The sequence below is a fragment of the Flavitalea sp. genome, from assembly GCF_035489435.1.
Taxonomy (GTDB): Bacteria; Bacteroidota; Bacteroidia; order Chitinophagales; family Chitinophagaceae; genus DATHKG01.
Genome location: NZ_DATHKG010000078.1, coordinates 1 through 18,293, shown reverse-complemented (window position 1 = coordinate 18,293; position 18,293 = coordinate 1). Strand labels below are relative to the sequence as shown.

Sequence of the window (18,293 nt, the reverse complement as noted above, 5' to 3'; positions counted from 1 at the left end):
CTCTATCTTCGCCGTCCATTTGAAGAATAAGAAACGTCCAAACAGAAATGAAGCATGAAACAGATTGTAATGAGTGGGATCCGGCCCACAGGATTTTTACACCTGGGAAATTACTTTGGAGCTGTAAAAAACTATGTGCGTCTCCAGGACGAGTTTGAATGCTATTTTATGATTGCAGACCTGCATTCACTCACAACGCATCCCGATACCAAAGAATTAAAAACAAATGTGAGCCGTGTTCTCGCTGAATATATTGCCTGTGGCCTGGACCCTGATAAGGCAGCGCTCTATTGTCAAAGCCATATATTTGAAACCTCGGAATTGTACCTGTATCTGAATATGCTTGCATATAAAGGCGAGCTTGAAAAAACCGCCACATTTAAGGATAAAGTAAGACAACAGCCCGAGAATTCCAACGCCGGCCTGCTTACTTACCCGGTGCTTCAAACTGCGGACATTGTAATACACCGGGCAACGTATGTGCCTGTTGGTAAGGATCAGGAACAACACCTTGAAATGGCAAGAACTTTTGCTACCCGTTTCAACCACAGATATGGTGAGATCTTTCCTTTACCGGTAGCCTTTAACTATGGTGTTGAACTACTTAAGGTACCCAGTCTTGACGGTAGCGGAAAAATGAGCAAAAGCGAAAACCAGAACGCAACTCTGTATCTGTCTGACTGCGACAAGGCAATAACGGATAAGATAAAGAAAGCAAAAACGGATAACGGCCCAACGGAACAAAATGCTGATAAACCAGACTATATTCAGAATATATTCCGGTTGATGGAGCTGGTAAGTAGCCCTGAAACAACCGCGCAATTTGAAGCGGCTTTTAATAGCTGTACTATCCGTTATGGTGATATGAAGAAGCAACTTGCTGAGGATATGGTGAAATTTATCGCCCCGATCCGTGAAAAGGCAGAATCTATACGCAATGATGAAAAATATCTTAAAGAAGTAATGGTGAAAGGTGCCGAAAAAGCAAGTAAAAGCGCCGGAGCCACCATGGCGCTTGTTCGGGAAGCCATGGGACTTAATTATTATTAACCGGGATCAACTATCGGATCAACCATCAAAACAAAGGGAATATGTTTTTGTCAATTGAATGTATAGGTGAATAATTCTTATCTTGACAAAACAAAATTGAAAACAGGCATTCAATATGGCAAAAAGTAAGAAACCAAAACATATAGCAGTTGCAGGAAATATAGGTGCCGGTAAAACAACGCTTACTGAGTTGCTGAGTAAACATTATAAATGGATCCCGCAGTTTGAAGATGTAGATCATAATCCATACCTTTTTGACTTTTATGAAGACATGCCACGCTGGTCATTTAACCTTCAGATTTATTTTTTGAACAGCCGGCTGAATCAATTACTCGATATACAACGCGGAACAGAAACCATTGTCCAGGATAGAACGATTTACGAAGATGCACATATTTTTGCACCGAATCTGCATGAAATGGGCCTGATGAACAAACGCGATTATGATAATTACTTCCAGTTTTTTGAAACACTTAAGTCGATGGTGCAACCACCGGACCTTCTCATTTATCTGAAAGCGTCTGTTCCGACTCTTGTTGCGCAGATCCAGAAAAGAGGTCGTGAATACGAAGAAAATATCCGCCTGGATTATCTTAAACGTCTCAATGATTATTATAACAAATGGATTGAAGGTTACCGTGAAGGTCCGTTACTGGTAATAGATGTTGATAAAAACAAGTTTCCTGAAAACGAAGAACATCTTGGCGATATAATAACTAAAATAGACGCCCAGATATACGGGCTGTTTTAATACTTGAAATGAAACGGGAGAGGTTCTCAAAGTTTTTCTTTCAACAGGGTCTCATCGCAGTCATTATCATTTACTTTGCATTTCATGGCTATGTGGTGCATTTCGGCTCTGTTCCTCAAGGAAGCCTTATGTTATTATCACTGGCTTTGCTTGCCATCGGTATCATAACACAGCGTTTTTTTTACAGGATTTTTCGAAACGAAGGCAAGGCAACCTTATACACCGCTATTCTTTTACTGATCGTACTTTTTTTCGGTGTATTCCAGGATATAATTTCGGGGCTGAAACCTATAGCAAATTTTGGGAGACTGACATTGTTTTTCCCTTTCTCCCTGCTGATTATCATTGCCTGTTTTTTCGCAATCAAAAGATCAGCTTCCACCTTCAGCAGGTTTAGAATATTCCTGACAACACTCGTGATAATTTATATACTGGTAGACTTGTTCGCACTCTTCCGTTTAACAGGATCAGGAGAAATAAAACAGGGAAAGAATAATAATGTTGTAATAAAGGCTCCTTTTGCTATGCCCAGGCCTTCAGTATATCTCCTGCTGCTGGATGAATATCTCGGTAATGAAGGTCTTTATTCTTATTACCACTATCCGAATAGCAAATTCAAACAAAAACTCCTGGATCAGCGATTCCATATAATCAGTAATCCATCCAGTAATTATAATCTGACCATCTATTCAATGGCTTCCATGTTGAACATGGAATACCTCAGGAATGCAGTTCCCGCGGTCATTTCCAATCACTATGCTTATAAGCAGGCATTGCAGGCCATAGATAAGAATAAAATCTCTGCAATGTTCCGGCAAATGGGTTACCGGGTTATCAATAAATCTCCTTTTTACTTCGATGGCCATGTACCGGCTTATTCTAGCGGTCTGCTTCCCGATAAGATAAACCTGGCCCAACATCAGACTATGTACTACAGGGTAGCCAAAGCTTTGCCTGAGATCATGGCTGAGAAATTCGGGTTTCGCTATTTTGCCGAACGAAACACTGAGCTGGCAGATGAAAGCAATAACCTTATGATGAATGAAGTGTTGAGGGAGACGGCTATGATGGACGATGGGCCTTCATTGACCTATCTCCACCTGATGATGCCTCATGAGCCTTTGGTGCGTGACAGCCTCGGGAATAAACTGGGACTTACAAATTATGGAAGTTCGAGGGATGCGGCGAAAGTGGACGCTGCCTATCTGCAATACCTCGTTTACTCGAATAATAAAGTCGGGCAGTTTATCGACAGCCTGAAGTCAAATACTTCAAATAAGGCAATAATACTTTTGATGAGCGATCATGGCTCAAGGCACCTGGCAAGAAAAGTTCCCTCTTATGCATACAATAATCTCCTGGCGATTTATCTTCCATCAGGAAATTATGAGGCATGGTATCCTGCACTTACGAATGTGAATGTTTTTCCTATATTATTCAATACTGTTTTCGGGGTTAGGGTGCCGCTTCTAAAAGACAGTATTGTTCGCTGACGACAAGGCTCCGATTTAGTTATGAGTTATGAGTGATGAGTGATGAGTGGAGTTGATGAGTGTTGAGTTAGTTTCACACTCTGAGATCTTAATCATTCAAAACTCACTCATCACTCATCACTCATCACTAAATGACTGTTATTTCGCCGATGTCTGCATTAGCTCCTGTGTATAGCCCCTGTAATCATCGAGGGCTTTCAGATCTTTCTCGATCTTAGCCAACCATTCCATCTGCTTGTCAACCTTTCTCGAGAAATCGGTCTGCTGATCATATTCGCTTTGAAAATTATGGTGGTCCTTCATTATATTCTCGTAAATCCGGTTAACATCGTCACTAACGGTTTTACTGTTGAATTTATAATCTTTCAGAGCCTTATTTAATTTGCGGGCATGAAGTTCGGCGATGTCAAAATGGCCTTGCTCATGACCCAGCACCAGGTCATTTTTTATCCTGACCCATGATTTTGTTTTATCGAACCGGCATTTGATAGAATAAGTCATGCCCTTCTTACTAAATCCAAACTCAACATTAATAGCAGTATTGGTGAGTGCGGCATTGGCGGCATTTACTGGCACCCTGCCTTTAAAGTCTGTCCAGCTGAGTCGTTTGTCGCTATTCCATTCAATGAGGTCCTTCTGACCGGGGTCAGAAACTGTCAACAATATAAATGGCAACAGAAATGTAAAGAAGGTGTTCATAGATTTGTATACTAACGGCAAAATTTATAAATCAATTTTAAATGATTTCACAATTTTTAAAAAGTAGTAAACTGTGATCGGCTTAACCAGTGCGCTAAAACAAAAAACTCCATCAAAAAGTTGATGGAGTTCCTATGGCAGAAATCGTTGAGACCGGAAAAACTTTAAAACTGGCATCTAATATCCACAAAAAATCTGGAATTCAGTGCAACTACCCTCATTTATATTTTTGAATCATCCAGATGCGACACCATAAAGCCTGCGATCCATATTTTTTAGATAAATTGCACCCTTGAAAATCAACAGATGAGACATTTGCCCCTTAATCCGGAGATCTTTACAGATAACAGGAAGCGCTTTATTGACAGGATGGAGAAAAATGCTATAGCGATTTTCAACAGCAACGATGAATTACCCATGAATGGTGATGCTCTCCATCGTTTTAAACAAAACTCCGACCTCTATTGGCTCACGGGTATTGAACAGGAAGATACCATGCTCATCCTGTATCCTGATAATCCTGATCCGCTGTACAGGGAAGTATTAGTATTGGTTCGTCCAAATGAATTAAAGGAAAAATGGGACGGTAAAAGACTGCGGGCTGATGAAGCAAAAGGCATTTCAGGAATAAAGGGTATCATGTGGCTTGATGTGCTTGAGCCAATTTTACAGACCTGGATCCATCTCGCTGATAATATTTACCTGAACTCGAATGAAAATGACCGGAAGTCAAACTCTGTGCCGGTAAGGGATTACCGTTATGCTAAGGAGATGATGAGCAAATTTCCGCTGCATAACTACCGTCGGAGCGCCCGCATTCTCAGGGACCTGCGAGCTGTAAAGTCTTCGCTCGAGATTGAGGTGGTGCAAAAAGCTGTTGATATTACGAAAAACACCTTTGATCGTATATTAAAGTTTGTTCATCCAGGGGTAATGGAATTTGAGATTGAGGCTGAAATATATCATTCATTTATTTCACAACGTTCCGATGGTCCGGCTTATTCGAGCATCATCGCTTCAGGTGATCGTGCCCGAACCCTTCATTATGTAACCAATAACCAGGAATGCAGGGAAGGGGAGCTGATACTGATGGACTTTGGAGCCTCTTATGGTGGATACAATGCGGATCTGACCCGAACCATACCTGTGAGCGGTAAGTTCACACCCCGCCAGAAAGACATCTACAATGCATGTTTACACCTGCACAACTATGCAAAAAGTATTTTGAAGCCGGGTATCACACTCGCAGAATATACTGATAAAGTTGGAGAGGAAGCGACAATTCAGTTTGTAAAACTTGGCCTGATTTCCGAAGCCGATGCAAAAAATGAAGATGGTGCCAACAAACTATACAGGAAGTTTCTTTACCATGGAATTTCTCATCATCTTGGGCTCGACGTGCATGATCTCGGCACCCGCACTGAACCGCTTATTGAAGGGATGTTACTGACAGTTGAACCCGGTATATATATCGAGGAAGAGCAAATAGGGATAAGGATAGAGAACAATGTGTGGCTCACTGCAGATGGCAATAAGGACCTGATGCAGAACATTCCCATCACGGTTGAGGAGATTGAATCGCTTATGAAGAAAGTTAACTAAACAATATCTATGAAGCAGATCCCGAACTTATTTACGCTTTTAAATCTTTTTTTCGGTTGTATAGCAATTGTGTTTATTCTCCAAACCGGTGAATCACTGATCATGCAGGATGGCGGCAGCTGGGTTGCACAGTTTCCCGAAAAAATATGGTGGGGGTCCATATTTATTGGTATAGCCGCAATTATTGATTTCCTGGATGGATTTGTTGCAAGGTTGTTTAATGCAACTTCTGCCATGGGTAAACAACTGGACTCTCTTGCTGATGTGGTTAGTTTCGGAGTTGCCCCTGCTATGATACTCTACCAGTTGTTAAGGATCGCATATATTCAGGAAGATACGGGGCTGGATACAAGTATAATGGCCCTGCTGCCTGCCTTTATTTTTCCTTGCGCAGGAGCATACAGACTCGCCAGGTTTAATATTGATAAAAGTCAGAAATCTGGTTTTAAGGGCGTACCCATCCCTGCTGCCGGCCTTGTAGTGGCTTCATTTCCTTTAATTTTATTTGGAAGTCAGAGTTTTGAACTCAATACATTGTTTACAAATAAATGGCTGTTATATGCAGTAATTCTGGTGTTAAGCCTGTTGATGGTAAGCCGCCTGCCACTGATGGCCCTGAAGTTTTCAGACTTTTCTGTAAAAAATAATCTTCCAAAGATTATCCTGCTTGGTTTATCTCTGATTGCAATAGCTTTTTTGCAGTGGCTGGCTGTTCCTGTTATTTTTATTCTTTACATCATAGTATCTTTGTTCTTTAGAGAAAAAAGGTATTAAATCGTTTACCATGTTATATACTGTTCAGGTTAAAGTTATGCCGCTCAAAGAATTGCTGGATCCTCAAGGTAAAGCAGTAATGGGCGGGCTTTCTAATCTTGGTTTGAAGAACGTTTCCGATGTCAGGATAGGTAAAAATATTACGCTGCAGGTTGAAGCTGCCACTCCCGATGCAGCCAAAGAAATTGCCGAAGAAGCTTCGAAAAAACTGTTAGCTAATCCGGTTATGGAATACTTTGAAATTTCCGTTAACTGAGCTCAACGGTGATAAAAGTTATGAGTTATGAGTGATGAGTTATGAGTGAGTGATGAGTGAACTCATAACTCTTCAACTCACTCATAACTCATCACTCATAACTCATAACTAATGTTATACATTGTTCCCACCCCTATCGGCAATTTGCAGGATATAACGCTTCGTGCGCTGGAGATACTTAAGTCGGTTGACCTGATCCTTGCTGAAGATACACGAACTTCTTCCAGGCTCCTTAATCACTACAAGATTACAAAACAACTTACTGCTTATCACCAGCACAACGAGCACCAGGTTGTACAGCACCTGGTAAACCAGATGCTCGGCGGCAAAATCATGGCACTGATCACTGATGCCGGCACACCCGCTATCTCAGATCCCGGATTTTTATTGGTGAGAGCCTGTATCAAGGAAGGAGTGAAGATTCAATGCCTCCCCGGACCTACAGCGTTTGTGCCTGCACTTGTTAATAGCGGGCTGCCAGCAAACAGGTTTTCCTTTGAAGGATTTCTCCCATTAAAAAAAGGCCGGCAGACCATGTTCAAAAAGCTTGCCCTTGAAGAAAGGACAATGATTTTTTATGAATCGCCGATGCGGCTCGTGAAAACCCTGGCTGACTTTATAGAATACCTGGGACCTGAAAGACAGTGTAGTGTGAGTCGGGAACTATCAAAGATCTATGAAGAAAATGTACGTGGAACCTTGCAGGAAGTACATGATCATTTTAGTCAGAAAGGGGTAAAAGGAGAAATAGTAATAGTCATTGCAGGATCAGGGGAATAGTAATAGAGGAGCTGAATATAATTTTAGCAGGATCTGAATAAAATTTTGTGATTTTTTTTTATTGCCGGGGTTTGATATTTGCATTATAAAAATGTACTAACCATTAACCCTCATTTTTATTATCTAAATTATGAAGCATTTATTTCCTGCAGTCGCCCTGGTGTTTGCAATATCCCTGACGGCTGCTACCACCCAGGCCCAGATACGTAAAATTCCCGCAACAGTTACCGATTCTTTCAAAGAAAAATACCCTGATGCGACCGGTGTGGAATGGCGCGATAAGGTATCAGTGTTTTCGGCTGTCTTTTCAAAAGATGGTGTAAGCTATGAGGCAAAATACAATTCAAAAGGGGAATGGCTCAATACAGAAAATGAAGTTGCTGTAGATAATCTCCCATCCGCTGTCAAAGAAGGTTTTGAAAAAAGTAAATATGCTGAATGGGAGATCGAAAAAATTCATCAGATCCAACTGCCTGAGGATAACACTCAATACCGCCTGCTGGTAGGTAAAACAGACCTGCAAAAAAAGAATCTCCTTTATAGCTCCAAAGGAAGGTTATTGAAAGATAAGATCACACTGTAGTTGAGAAAAATAAGATCAAACTATAGTTAAAGTTAAAGTCCGAAGCATATAAATCCGGACAGATATTCTTGTTGCCTGGAATTAACCGGGCATAACTTATTGCCTGGAATTAACGGGACATAACTTGTTGCCTGGAATTAACCGGACATATTTACTTATTGCCTGGAATTAATGTCACTAATCAGTGCTTCAACTACATCTGCCAGCTGTACTTCAAGTTGCGGATCCTTTATATTGCCCTGGTCATCCAGTTTTGAGCGGATGAACGATATCAATAAATCACAACCAGCAGCCGGATGGGCTGTCAGCGCGCCAAGTATTGCTAATAGCGATTGATGCGCATGTTCGCCCCCGGTAGCTGCCGTGATTAGCGCAGTCGGCTTATTAACCAGGTCGCCTGATGCTACTATCCAGTCAAGTGCATTTTTTAAAGTTCCGGGTACGCCGTATGCATACTCGGGAGTAATAAACATAACAGCGTTAGAGTCGGCTATCGTTTTTCTCCAGTTATCAATTGAATGAGACGGTTCCTCTGCGTCATTAAAATGTGGCAATTCGCCAGTGCCTTCAAAAATTTTGTAGCTAAATTCCGGGGGCAGATATTTTGCAATGGTTGGAATAAGTTTATAAGAAGAAGAATTGTTTCTCAGGCTTCCAGGTACGATCAGGATGATTTTTTGCATATTTCTGGTGTGAATTTCTTAGGTTTTGTCACTGGCATCATTTGCCTCCAGTTCCTTCAGGATCTGGTTAACATCACCTTCAGTATCTGACAGTTTCTTTTTACAGATGTTTATCAGGAAGGCAGCCCGCTTTACTTTTTCGGACAATAGATCCACCGAAATTTCACCATCTTCCATCTCGGATACAATAGATTGTAATTCTTCAAAAGCATCGGTATAGTTTAAGATTTCGCTCATGGCTGTGTTGTGATTTTCGTGGAAGTTACAGTTGAAGCAATGCTTCCGTCTGTTACTGTTGTAATTATTTTATCGCCTTTTTTTATTTCATTAATTGTCGTCACCAGTTTGCCATTCACTGTTGTGAAGCTGTACCCACGTTTCAAGACCTGCAGCGGACTTAAAATACTTATTACTTTTTCCATATTCTGGAGATCCCTGGCCCTTTGTTTAATAAGAGCCCGGCTGCTTGTGGCGAGTGCGGTTCGTTGCCCATCGAGTGCATCCAGGCTGCGCGATATCCAAAGATTCGCAGACCCCGAAAGCTGGCGGCTGAATTGTTTCAGCGTTGTTTCTGATCTCAATAAAGCATTTTTCGAATATTGTAACAACGACTTCGAAGCAAACTCTATAGCCTGCTTATCATTCGAAATAGTGGATCTTGTAACTGATCTCAGGTATTTTGCAAGATTGATCAATGAGGTCTTTTCTTCCCTGATCAAACGATTTGCTTTCTGCACCAGCATGTTTTCTGCTTCCTGCAAGGGGACCGAAAATTCATGATAATGCTGCAGGAGAAAGTCGGCAAGTTCCGTAGGTGTGATCGCATTTTTAAAAGCAACCATTTCTGTTACCGTTTCATTTGTCGAATGTCCTATACCGGTAATAACCGGCAATGGGTAAAGTGCAATTGTTTTCGCCAGTTCGTAATCGTTATAGCAGGTCAATCCAACATCTCCACCACCTCCTCTTATGATAGCGACAACATCAAAATGAGCGATTACCTGCCTGATGCGTTTCAACTGATAGATTATGGATGGGACAGCTTTATCCCCCTGCAGGAAAGCTGGGAACAACATAGAAAAGAACCGATACTCCCAGCTATTGCCGTTCATAATTTTCATAAAGTCAGAATATCCTTTGCTGCTTTCAACAGAAATAATTGCAATTCTTTTCGGAAGCAACGGAAAAGCCAGATTTTTGTTCTGATCAAATATTCCTTCGGCTTGCAGCCTTGCAATAGATAGCTGCTTTTCTTTTTCCAGTTCACCAAGAGAATACCAGGGATCAATTTCAGTTATCCGGAGGCTTAGTCCAAACACCGGATCAAATTGAATACGTGCAGAAAAGAGTATAGTGATCCCGTCTTTTAATGGTTCGTGCAGAACCTCCAGGAATTGACGATTGATACGGGTATAGTCATCACGCCATAATACTGATTTGAGTTCTGCAATCACGCGACCATCTTTTTTCTCAACCAATTCTGGAAAACAGTGACCCGACTGCGCGTAAAGGTTTAGTTTGTTTACCTCTCCTTTGATCCAGAATGAACTTGTATACCTTTCAGTAAGGGTCTTCTGGATGCTTTTTGACACCTCCAGTAATGAGAATACCCTTTTATCATTAATTGTTTCCGGCATAAATTAATTGCTCAATTCTTTGTCGATTAATTGCTCAATTCCTTGTCGATAATCGCTACCAGTTTAGCCTGCTGGCTTGGAGGCGGCGCATGAAAATCAAGTACGTTCCCGGCCTTATCAATTAATACATATCTTGGTACAGAAGTCGCCGCGTAGGCATTTGCCACAAATGTACTGTTATCATGCAACTGAAGCCATCGTGGTTTATCTTGCCTGATGGCCCGCTTCCAATCCTGCATTCTATCGCTTACCGCAACACCAATAAAGGCTATATCTGACCGCTTGCTATACTTACTAATAATCTTATGCATATATGGCGTTTCCAGTCTGCAGGGTAAACACCAACTTGCCCAAAGATCGATATAAACAAGCTTACCTTTAAATTCATCCAAACTATGGAGTTTACCCAGGGTATCCCTTAGCTTGAACAATGGCGCAGGCTTTCCATACTGCGCGGTTGTCAACATGTTTAGCTTGTAATTGTAACGGCGGTCAATATCGTTCCGGAAGCTGCCGAATGCAAGCTGGTTCAGATATGACAGATAAATCATTTTGTAGTCGTTTAGCCCGAGGATCTGATCCGATGAATCGATAGCTTGCCTCATCAGGCCGTAAAAAAGAAAGTCTTTGAGGGAACGGTACCGGGCATCGATATCGGTATCAATGATTTTCAAAAAACGATTATAAAGCTTTAGCCGCTCTTGTACTTCAGAAGACTTATCCGGGAAATGATAGCGCTCTGACATTTCTGTATTTACTTTCGAAAAGGTACTATCAAGTCCCGACCAGGGTCCGGATACCGATTCGCTTTTCTCCAACTGGTTTGTGTTAATTATTAACTGTAAAGGGAAACCGGGAGCGAGAAAAACTTCTCTTAAATTTTCGCTGCCATTTCTTATAACCCCAATGCCTGGTAAGCTACTATTAATAACCTTCAAACTATATTTGCCGGCTCCTTTAACTGCGAAAGTGTCGATAGTATGACTTCCGGAGATGCTATTTACCCTGCTGAAGGTGAACATTTCAACCGTTTGATGATTCGGGGTAACGGAGATTTCAAGTGTTGATTGTGATTTGGCAAGAAGACCGCCAAGTTGTAAAAGTATAGTAAAGGTCAGTTGACAACTTGTAGCCCATCCAATTATCTGCCTTTGTCTTTTAAACAATAACGTGATTGTTGCTATGCAGCTTATACACCTTGTCAGGAACATCTTTGCTTGCTGCATTTTCATCTTTTTTTCAGCATTTCCGGTGAACATCACTTAATCAGATACATCATTTAATCAGATACATCACTTAATCAAATACACCATTTAATCAAATATTGGTGAACATCTCAAGTAATCCAATATCGTTTACCATCAGGCAATCAAATTTTCATTGAAATCTGGCAATCAAATATCGTTGAATAATGGAAACTACAAGACGTTATTACGAACCTGTTAATGAATTAATAAATTTTATAACATGCAACTTATGTGGCCTGGATTGGCTCTTTATCCGGTACTAAAACCGCTCCGGAAAACATTTTATACTATCTTCCGGAATTCTAAAATGCAAAATTCTCAAACCAGGTATGAAAAAACTTGTTATCGTTCTGATTTTTTCACTTTTCGTTATAAATGTATCCTATAGTCAACCAGATCGCTGGCAGCAACGGGTTAAATATGTAATGAATGTGGAAGTTGATGTAAATACGAATCGATTCACCGGAAAACAACAACTTGAATACACGAACAACTCACCGGATACACTGAAAAAAGTTTTTTATCACCTTTATTGGAATGCATTCCAACCTGGAAGCATGATGGATTCGAGGAGTCGGGAACTTGGAAAGATCGGCCGTGGCGATCGTAGTGAATGGGATCCAAGGGTCCGGGACCGTATCTCAAAATTGAATGAAAATGAAATAGGGTATCAAAAGGTGCTTTCTTTAAAGATGAATGGAGTAGCGCAGGATTATACGATGCGTGAAACAATTCTTGAAGTGAAACTTTCCCGCCCTATTCTTCCAAAATCCAAAGTAATATTTGAAATGGAATTTGAAGCACAGGTGCCGCTCCAGGTCAGGAGAAGTGGCCGCGATGCTGCCAATGGTGTGCGTTATTCCATGAGCCAGTGGTATCCAAAACTTTGCGAATATGATTATGAAGGCTGGCACCCGACACCTTATGTCGCACGTGAATTTTACGGGGTCTGGGGAGATTATGATGTAAAAATCAGTATTGATAAAACTTATATTCTCGGCGGAACCGGTTATTTGCAGAATGCTGCCCAGATCGGTTATGGCTATGAGAACCCGGGAACAAAAGTTGTCCGGCCAGCTGGCGATAAATTAACCTGGCATTTCCTGGCTCCCAATGTTCATGACTTTATGTGGGCAGCCGATCCGGAATTCAGGCATCTTTCTAAAAATGTTCCAAACGGGCCGACCCTGCATGTGTTTTACAACCGTGATGAAACCTTTTTGAAAGAACAGTATGAAAAACTAACTGCAACAAGAAAGAATGAGTTGGGCAACGACTTCAATAAATATCTTGAAAGCGTTGATAAGCAATGGCAGGATGTGCTGGATGCAGCAAATACTGTGTTGCCTTTTATCGAGAAAAATTTTGGCGAATATCCATATAAACAATATTCGTTTATACATGGGGGTGATGGTGGTATGGAATACCCTATGGCAACTTTACTTGCAGGGCCAGGCATCGGCACGGCTTTCCACGAGTGGATGCATAGCTGGTACCAGATGATGATGGGTACAAACGAATCATTATACGCCTGGATGGATGAAGGGTTTACAGATTTTGCAACTAACCGGGTACAGGCTTTTTATCGGCAAAACGTGCTGATGAAACGCGCTGCAAATAATCCTGCATATCTCAAGACACTTGATTCAACATCCAGGCTTCTTCCTAAATATGACAGGGGCAGCTATATGTCATATATTGGCCTTGCTAAAAGCGGGATAGAAGAACCCCTAACTACTCATGCAGATCACTTCAATACCAACTCGGCATACAGTGCGGCAGCCTATTCGAAGGGATGTGTATTCCTCGGCCAGCTGGGTTATATAACCAGCGATGCAGTACGGGATAAAATATTACTTGAGTATTATCGGTTATGGCGTTTTAAACATCCTAACTCGAATGACTTCATGCGGGTTGCAGAAAATGTAAGCGGTCTTAAATTGGATTGGTACAAAGAGTATTTTGTAAATAGTACAAAAACCATTGACTATGGAATCGATAGTCTTTGGGAAGAGGGTGGAAAATCAAAAATCCGCTTAAAGATGATTGGCAAGATGCCGATGCCAATTGACCTGATGATTCAGTACAAAGATGGAACCCAGGAGCTGGCTTATATACCAACATACCTGGCATTTGGTGAAAAACCGGTGGAGGATGATCAAATACCCCGTAAGGTTTTTGAACCATGGCGATGGACGCATCCAACTTATGTGCTGGAACTCCCAAGAAAGTTGTCAGAAATGAAAGTCATTGAAATTGATCCGTCTCAAAGAATGGCCGACCTTGAGAGGCGAAATAATAGGCTGGAGATTCCTTTTTAATACCGGCAATGGAAAGGACTGCAACTTAAAAAGGGAAAGACCTGCAAAAGAAATAAGGTAAAGGAGAAAAAACTGAAAGACCTGCAAAAGAAATAAGGCACCATCAAAAGCAAAAAGGTAACGGAGAAAAAAGGTTAAGTGTCTGCAAAATAAAAAAAGGCTGCCTCATTATAGTGAGGTAGCCTTTTTTTATTTTCAAGAACGGGATAAGCTTAATGATTTAAGGTATTCGAGGCGCAGCTAGCTCAAAGATAGAAAAGACTGTTTTTTCCTGAAATACCACGAAGTGGTAAATTTTGACTACTTAATTTCTTTTGATTACTTAACGTCCGAAGAACTTGTTGATAGCTTCGACCCTGTTGTTTACATGGAGTTTTTCGTAAATATGGTATACATGTTTACGTACCGTTTCCTGGCTGATAAACAGCTGACCGGCAATTTCCTTATACAGGAGGCCTTTTGCAAGCAATTCGAGAATTTCTTTTTCTCTTGGCGACAAGGTATTCAGGTCGGGACTCCTGGTTGCAGTAGCTTCCGGTGTGCGGAGCTGGAAGGCATTCACCACTTTCCTGGCGATCTGGCTGCTCATTGGGGCACCTCCCTGCTGAAGTTCACTTATTGCTTCCAGGAGCCGGTGCGGAGCTGTTTTTTTTACGATGTAACCATTTGCACCAGCACTCAATGCCTCAAATATTTTTTCGTCGTCTTCATATACCGTACACATCATGAACAGTATTTCGGGATAACTGGACTTCAGTTTTCTAACAACCTGAATACCATTTTCCCCTTCACCCAGGTCGATGTCCATCAGCACTATATCAGGCTGGATCAATGGAATATGAAGCAAGGCTTCTTCCGCGGTCGGACAACTCCCAACAAGATTATATCCCTCAGACATTGAAATTATTTGTTCCAATGCAGAGCGGATATCCTTGTTATCATCTACTATACAAACATTAATATCCATAACGGCAAATGTCCTTCTTTTCAACTAGTCTGTGTATACCACTTTGTGGTAATTTTAATGAAGAGAAGACATAATTACTTGATAGTTAAAGTGGTACATAAATGATAAATTTTTCATGGAAAAATTCCTCCTGGAAAATCTGGTGAATTTCCATGATCCTGGGTCTTGCTTTAGTTTGTGAAATTTCCCCGGCAAGATCTCCGCCTTTCAGGCAAATCAGGCCATTTGGCACCGGCATATCATCATCCGATTTCCTGTCTCCTGGTTTACGCTTCCTGAGAATTGGGGTAGACCATCTGATCAGATCGTTAAGAGGAGCTACAGCTCTTGAAACAGCGACATCAAACTTCCGGTTCTTTATATCTTCTGCCCGGGTATGTTGTGCGGTAATATTTTTCAGTCCTATCGCCGTTGAAATATCCTCCACAACTTTAATTTTCTTACCTATACTGTCTACAAGGTGGAACTGAACATCCGGAAAAAATATAGCAAGCGGTATTCCGGGGAAACCGCCGCCGGTTCCAATATCGATTACTTCCATTCCCTTTAGAAAGTCAAAACCCGCAGCAATACTCAAAGAATGTAGCACATGTTTTTCATACAGGCTATCGATATCCTTCCTTGATATTACATTTACTTTTGAGTTCCAATCGGAATATAAAGCTTCAAGGGCAGCGAACTGTTCCAACTGCCTGGAATCAAAGTCGGCGAAATATTTTGTGATCAGTTCCATGTCTTCTTAGGCTTTTTCCAGATTGCAGGAGCAAAGATGATATAATAAAAAAACATCCAGATATCAAGGAGCCACCACCAGGCAAAGAGGTCCTTTTCCTGGAGCCGGTTCATTGCTTTATTATAGATGATTGCTTGTGAGAAAAAGCGAAGTCCAAAAACTCCAAGCGCCAGTCTCCAGTCAAAAAATATGATGCTTAAAACAAACATCGGGTAGAAAAAGAAATGCGAAAAAGTATAGAGACCGAGTAAAAATTTGTGAGAAGCCTTATAAAACTTTGCTGTTGAAAAGTGCCTGTTTTTTTGTTGAGTCCACTCGGTCCAGTTTTTTCTTGGTTCAGAAAGTGTGAATGCTTCCGGATCAATCACAACACGGGTATTAGCCCGGGTGGCTACCTTATTCACAAACAAATCGTCATCCCCGCCGGGCACATGGTTAAGTGAAGAGAAACCCTTGTTGTTTAGAAACAACCCTTTTTTATAAGACAGATTTCTTCCCACACCCATATATGGCACACCGGCAATTGCGTATGACAGGTATTGTATAGCAGTATGAAAAGTTTCAAAGCGGATCAACCGGTTAAGCAAGCCGGGCCTTTTGTTATAAGCCCCGTAACCAAGTACCACTTCAATACCATCTGTAAATCCGTCCTGCATTTTTTGTAACCAGAATTCACTGGCAGGCACACAATCAGCATCAGTAAGGAGGATGATCTCATGTTTTGCTTCCTTGATTCCTATTGACAGCGGATACTTTTTTCCCGGTATACCTTTTGCTTCCTGTTCAAGGTTCACCAGGTGAAGACCTTTGAAAGTTTTTTTAAATTCTTCAAGAAGATAACGCGTTTCATCCTGGCTGTTATGATTGATAACAATTACTTCGTGTGTAGATGGATAGGTTTGTACGAGTACACCTGGAAAATTTTTCACAAGATTACTCGCTTCATCACGCGCACAAATGATAATACTGACCGGATGTTGTTGCGATTTTTCTTTGTCTCGTTCTTTATAAAAAGCGAGATGCCTGAAAAAAAACCAGTAGTAGAATAATTGAATCAATGTGATTGCGCAGAAAAAATAAAAAACGATTGCCCACCAGTCTGTGTTCCTTAGCAATTCCATCATGTCCATACGGGGAGTTTAGAGGGCGGTTTAGCCGCAGTTAGCGAAATTAAGGAATTGTGATCGTATCGCTGGAAAGCTTCCGCTTTTCTTGCTTACTTTTGCTGCCGTTTTTCACCAGGTATTGCGCTCTTTAAGCGATATCTTAAACCGGAATCAGCAGCGCATGGCATCTTTAACATTTGAAATTCAGACCGGCGATACATTATCCAAGGCAAGAGCAGGCAAGATCACAACTGATCATGGAGAGATTCAAACGCCCATATTTATGCCGGTTGGCACTGCCGGCAGTGTCAAAGCTGTTTCCCAGCAACAACTTGTAGAAGACGTAAATGCACAGATCATTCTTGGAAACACCTATCACCTGTATCTTCGGCCGGGCTTATCCGTAATGGAGCAGGCAGGCGGATTGCATAAATTTAATGGCTGGAACCAGCCCATTCTTACAGATAGCGGTGGTTACCAGGTTTTTTCGCTTGCCGGCACCCGTAAGATTACTGAAGAGGGAGTTATCTTCCAGTCACATATTGATGGTTCAAAACATCTTTTTACACCTGAATATGTTATGGATATACAAAGAGTGATCGGGGCAGACCTGATCATGGCATTTGATGAATGTCCTCCATATCCCAGTGAATATGAATATGCCTCAAAATCAATGCACCTCACGCACCGTTGGCTCGACAGATGTTTTGAACGTTTCAATAGTACACCTGACAAGTATGGTTATACGCAGAACCTACTACCTATTGTGCAAGGCAGTACTTTCCCGGAGTTAAGAAAGCAGTCTTGTGATTTTATCAGTTCAAAAAATGCAGTGGCCAATGCCATAGGCGGTCTGAGTGTTGGTGAACCGGTAGAAATGATGTATGAACTTTGCAATTTGTGTTGCGAAAATCTTCCTTATAACAAACCGCGTTACCTGATGGGTGTGGGTACTCCATGGAATATCCTTGAGTGCATCAGCATGGGTATTGATATGTTTGATTGCGTAATGCCAACACGCAACGGGCGCAATGGAATGTTGTTTACTTCAAACGGGATCATCAATATTGATAACAAAAAATGGGAGACCGATTTTACACGGATTGATGATGGATTTGATTGCCATGTCAGCAATTTTTATTCAAAGGCATATCTCCGGCATCTTGTGAAATCCAAGGAGATCCTGGGTTTAACTATTGCGAGTATTCACAACCTCGCATTTTATATGCATTTGGTTACAGAGGCGCGTAAGAAGATTGTTGATGGCACGTTTAATTCATGGAAGTCTGAGATGGTGTTACGGTTGCAGCAGCGGTTGTGATTTTCTTTAGCAGCATTCTTATGCAACAGTTTTTGGTCGCTTCTTCGCACCGTTGGGAGCGGGATTGTGCCTTTTTGCGGCTGTGTCCCGTGGTTAATACCTTTGCTCATGCCGTTCTTTGTTGTTGTCTCCGATCGGCTTTTTTGCCCTGATCAGCTTTGTTAGGGTTTCTTCCAGTGCTGGTTGCAGTATCGCCCTGATCGGCTTCAGTAACTCGACCACGGTACGAAGGCCGCGCAAAGGCACAATCCCACTCCCAACTAGCTCATCCACTTGGGGGAATATCATAC

At 41.5% G+C, this 18,293-nt stretch carries 19 protein-coding genes; 10 read left to right on the top strand and 9 right to left on the bottom strand.

The genetic code is table 11. The annotated features are described in order from the left end of the window. The first annotated feature begins 54 nt into the window (after positions 1-54). The 3 genes from trpS (at position 55) to VK664_RS11815 (ending at position 3,294) form a co-directional block, all read left to right on the top strand. Positions 55-1,050: a tryptophan--tRNA ligase gene (trpS, locus tag VK664_RS11825; protein WP_461398867.1), complete on the top strand. Its 996-nt coding sequence runs from the start codon at positions 55-57 to the stop codon at positions 1,048-1,050. Positions 1,051-1,165: 115 nt separating this feature from the next. Continuing rightward, positions 1,166-1,801 (top strand): deoxynucleoside kinase, encoded by a 636-nt coding sequence (locus tag VK664_RS11820; RefSeq protein WP_461398866.1) that lies wholly within the window; start codon positions 1,166-1,168, stop codon positions 1,799-1,801. Between the two features lie 8 nt (positions 1,802-1,809). Continuing rightward, positions 1,810-3,294 (top strand): sulfatase-like hydrolase/transferase, encoded by a 1,485-nt coding sequence (locus VK664_RS11815; RefSeq protein WP_461398865.1) that lies wholly within the window; start codon positions 1,810-1,812, stop codon positions 3,292-3,294. Positions 3,295-3,432: 138 nt separating this feature from the next. On the opposite strand, the gene VK664_RS11810 is transcribed toward VK664_RS11815, so the two are convergent. Continuing rightward, the gene (locus VK664_RS11810; protein ID WP_461398864.1) at positions 3,433-3,993 is read right to left on the bottom strand and encodes a DUF922 domain-containing protein; all 561 of its coding nucleotides are present in this window, start codon (positions 3,991-3,993) and stop codon (positions 3,433-3,435) included. A 306-nt stretch (positions 3,994-4,299) separates the two neighbouring features. Between VK664_RS11810 and VK664_RS11805 the strand changes: the two genes are divergently transcribed. From VK664_RS11805 to VK664_RS11785, 5 genes are all read left to right on the top strand, one after another. Continuing rightward, positions 4,300-5,595: an aminopeptidase P family protein gene (locus VK664_RS11805; RefSeq protein ID WP_461398863.1), complete on the top strand. Its 1,296-nt coding sequence runs from the start codon at positions 4,300-4,302 to the stop codon at positions 5,593-5,595. 9 nt (positions 5,596-5,604) lie between these two features. Beyond that, positions 5,605-6,369 (top strand): CDP-diacylglycerol--serine O-phosphatidyltransferase, encoded by a 765-nt coding sequence (pssA, locus tag VK664_RS11800; protein ID WP_461398862.1) that lies wholly within the window; start codon positions 5,605-5,607, stop codon positions 6,367-6,369. Positions 6,370-6,379: 10 nt separating this feature from the next. Beyond that, entirely contained in the window at positions 6,380-6,625 is a 246-nt protein-coding gene (purS, locus tag VK664_RS11795; protein ID WP_461398861.1) for a phosphoribosylformylglycinamidine synthase subunit PurS, read from the top strand. Positions 6,626-6,736: 111 nt separating this feature from the next. Beyond that, the gene (gene rsmI, locus VK664_RS11790; protein WP_461398860.1) at positions 6,737-7,405 is read left to right on the top strand and encodes a 16S rRNA (cytidine(1402)-2'-O)-methyltransferase; all 669 of its coding nucleotides are present in this window, start codon (positions 6,737-6,739) and stop codon (positions 7,403-7,405) included. 130 nt (positions 7,406-7,535) lie between these two features. Beyond that, on the top strand, positions 7,536-7,988 hold the full coding sequence (locus VK664_RS11785) for a PepSY-like domain-containing protein (protein ID WP_461398859.1): 453 nt from the start codon (positions 7,536-7,538) through the stop codon (positions 7,986-7,988). Between the two features lie 155 nt (positions 7,989-8,143). Here VK664_RS11785 and VK664_RS11780 read toward each other — a convergent pair whose 3' ends face one another. The 4 genes from VK664_RS11780 to VK664_RS11765 are packed head-to-tail and all read right to left on the bottom strand — an operon-like array spanning position 8,144 to position 11,534. Beyond that, positions 8,144-8,671: an NADPH-dependent FMN reductase gene (locus VK664_RS11780; RefSeq protein ID WP_461398858.1), complete on the bottom strand. Its 528-nt coding sequence runs from the start codon at positions 8,669-8,671 to the stop codon at positions 8,144-8,146. An 18-nt stretch (positions 8,672-8,689) separates the two neighbouring features. Next, complete coding sequence (xseB, locus tag VK664_RS11775; protein ID WP_461398857.1) at positions 8,690-8,908, bottom strand: exodeoxyribonuclease VII small subunit; 219 nt, start codon at positions 8,906-8,908, stop codon at positions 8,690-8,692. After that, entirely contained in the window at positions 8,905-10,308 is a 1,404-nt protein-coding gene (gene xseA, locus VK664_RS11770) for an exodeoxyribonuclease VII large subunit (protein ID WP_461398856.1), read from the bottom strand. Before xseA ends, xseB begins: the two co-directional genes overlap by 4 nt. 26 nt (positions 10,309-10,334) lie before the next feature. Next, complete coding sequence (locus VK664_RS11765) at positions 10,335-11,534, bottom strand: TlpA family protein disulfide reductase (RefSeq protein WP_461398855.1); 1,200 nt, start codon at positions 11,532-11,534, stop codon at positions 10,335-10,337. Between the two features lie 350 nt (positions 11,535-11,884). Between VK664_RS11765 and VK664_RS11760 the strand changes: the two genes are divergently transcribed. Continuing rightward, positions 11,885-13,876, top strand: coding sequence for a M1 family metallopeptidase (locus tag VK664_RS11760; protein WP_461398854.1), 1,992 nt, complete (start codon positions 11,885-11,887; stop codon positions 13,874-13,876). Positions 13,877-14,198: 322 nt separating this feature from the next. Here the strand turns inward: VK664_RS11760 and VK664_RS11755 are convergent, their stop codons facing one another. From VK664_RS11755 to VK664_RS11745, 3 genes are all read right to left on the bottom strand, one after another. Next, positions 14,199-14,867, bottom strand: coding sequence for a response regulator (locus VK664_RS11755; protein WP_461398853.1), 669 nt, complete (start codon positions 14,865-14,867; stop codon positions 14,199-14,201). 61 nt (positions 14,868-14,928) lie between these two features. Then, the gene (gene rsmG, locus VK664_RS11750) at positions 14,929-15,576 is read right to left on the bottom strand and encodes a 16S rRNA (guanine(527)-N(7))-methyltransferase RsmG (protein ID WP_461398852.1); all 648 of its coding nucleotides are present in this window, start codon (positions 15,574-15,576) and stop codon (positions 14,929-14,931) included. Further along, positions 15,567-16,706 carry a glycosyltransferase gene (locus VK664_RS11745; RefSeq protein ID WP_461398851.1) on the bottom strand — a complete coding sequence of 380 codons (1,140 nt, stop codon included), beginning with the start codon at positions 16,704-16,706 and terminating at the stop codon, positions 15,567-15,569. Before VK664_RS11745 ends, rsmG begins: the two co-directional genes overlap by 10 nt. A 157-nt stretch (positions 16,707-16,863) precedes the next feature. On the opposite strand from VK664_RS11745, the gene tgt reads away from it, so the two are divergent. Beyond that, positions 16,864-18,003, top strand: coding sequence for a tRNA guanosine(34) transglycosylase Tgt (gene tgt / locus VK664_RS11740; protein ID WP_461398850.1), 1,140 nt, complete (start codon positions 16,864-16,866; stop codon positions 18,001-18,003). 93 nt (positions 18,004-18,096) lie between these two features. Here tgt and VK664_RS11735 read toward each other — a convergent pair. Then, a partial coding sequence (locus VK664_RS11735) for a hypothetical protein (RefSeq protein ID WP_461398849.1) occupies positions 18,097-18,293 on the bottom strand: 197 nt, incomplete at its 5' end.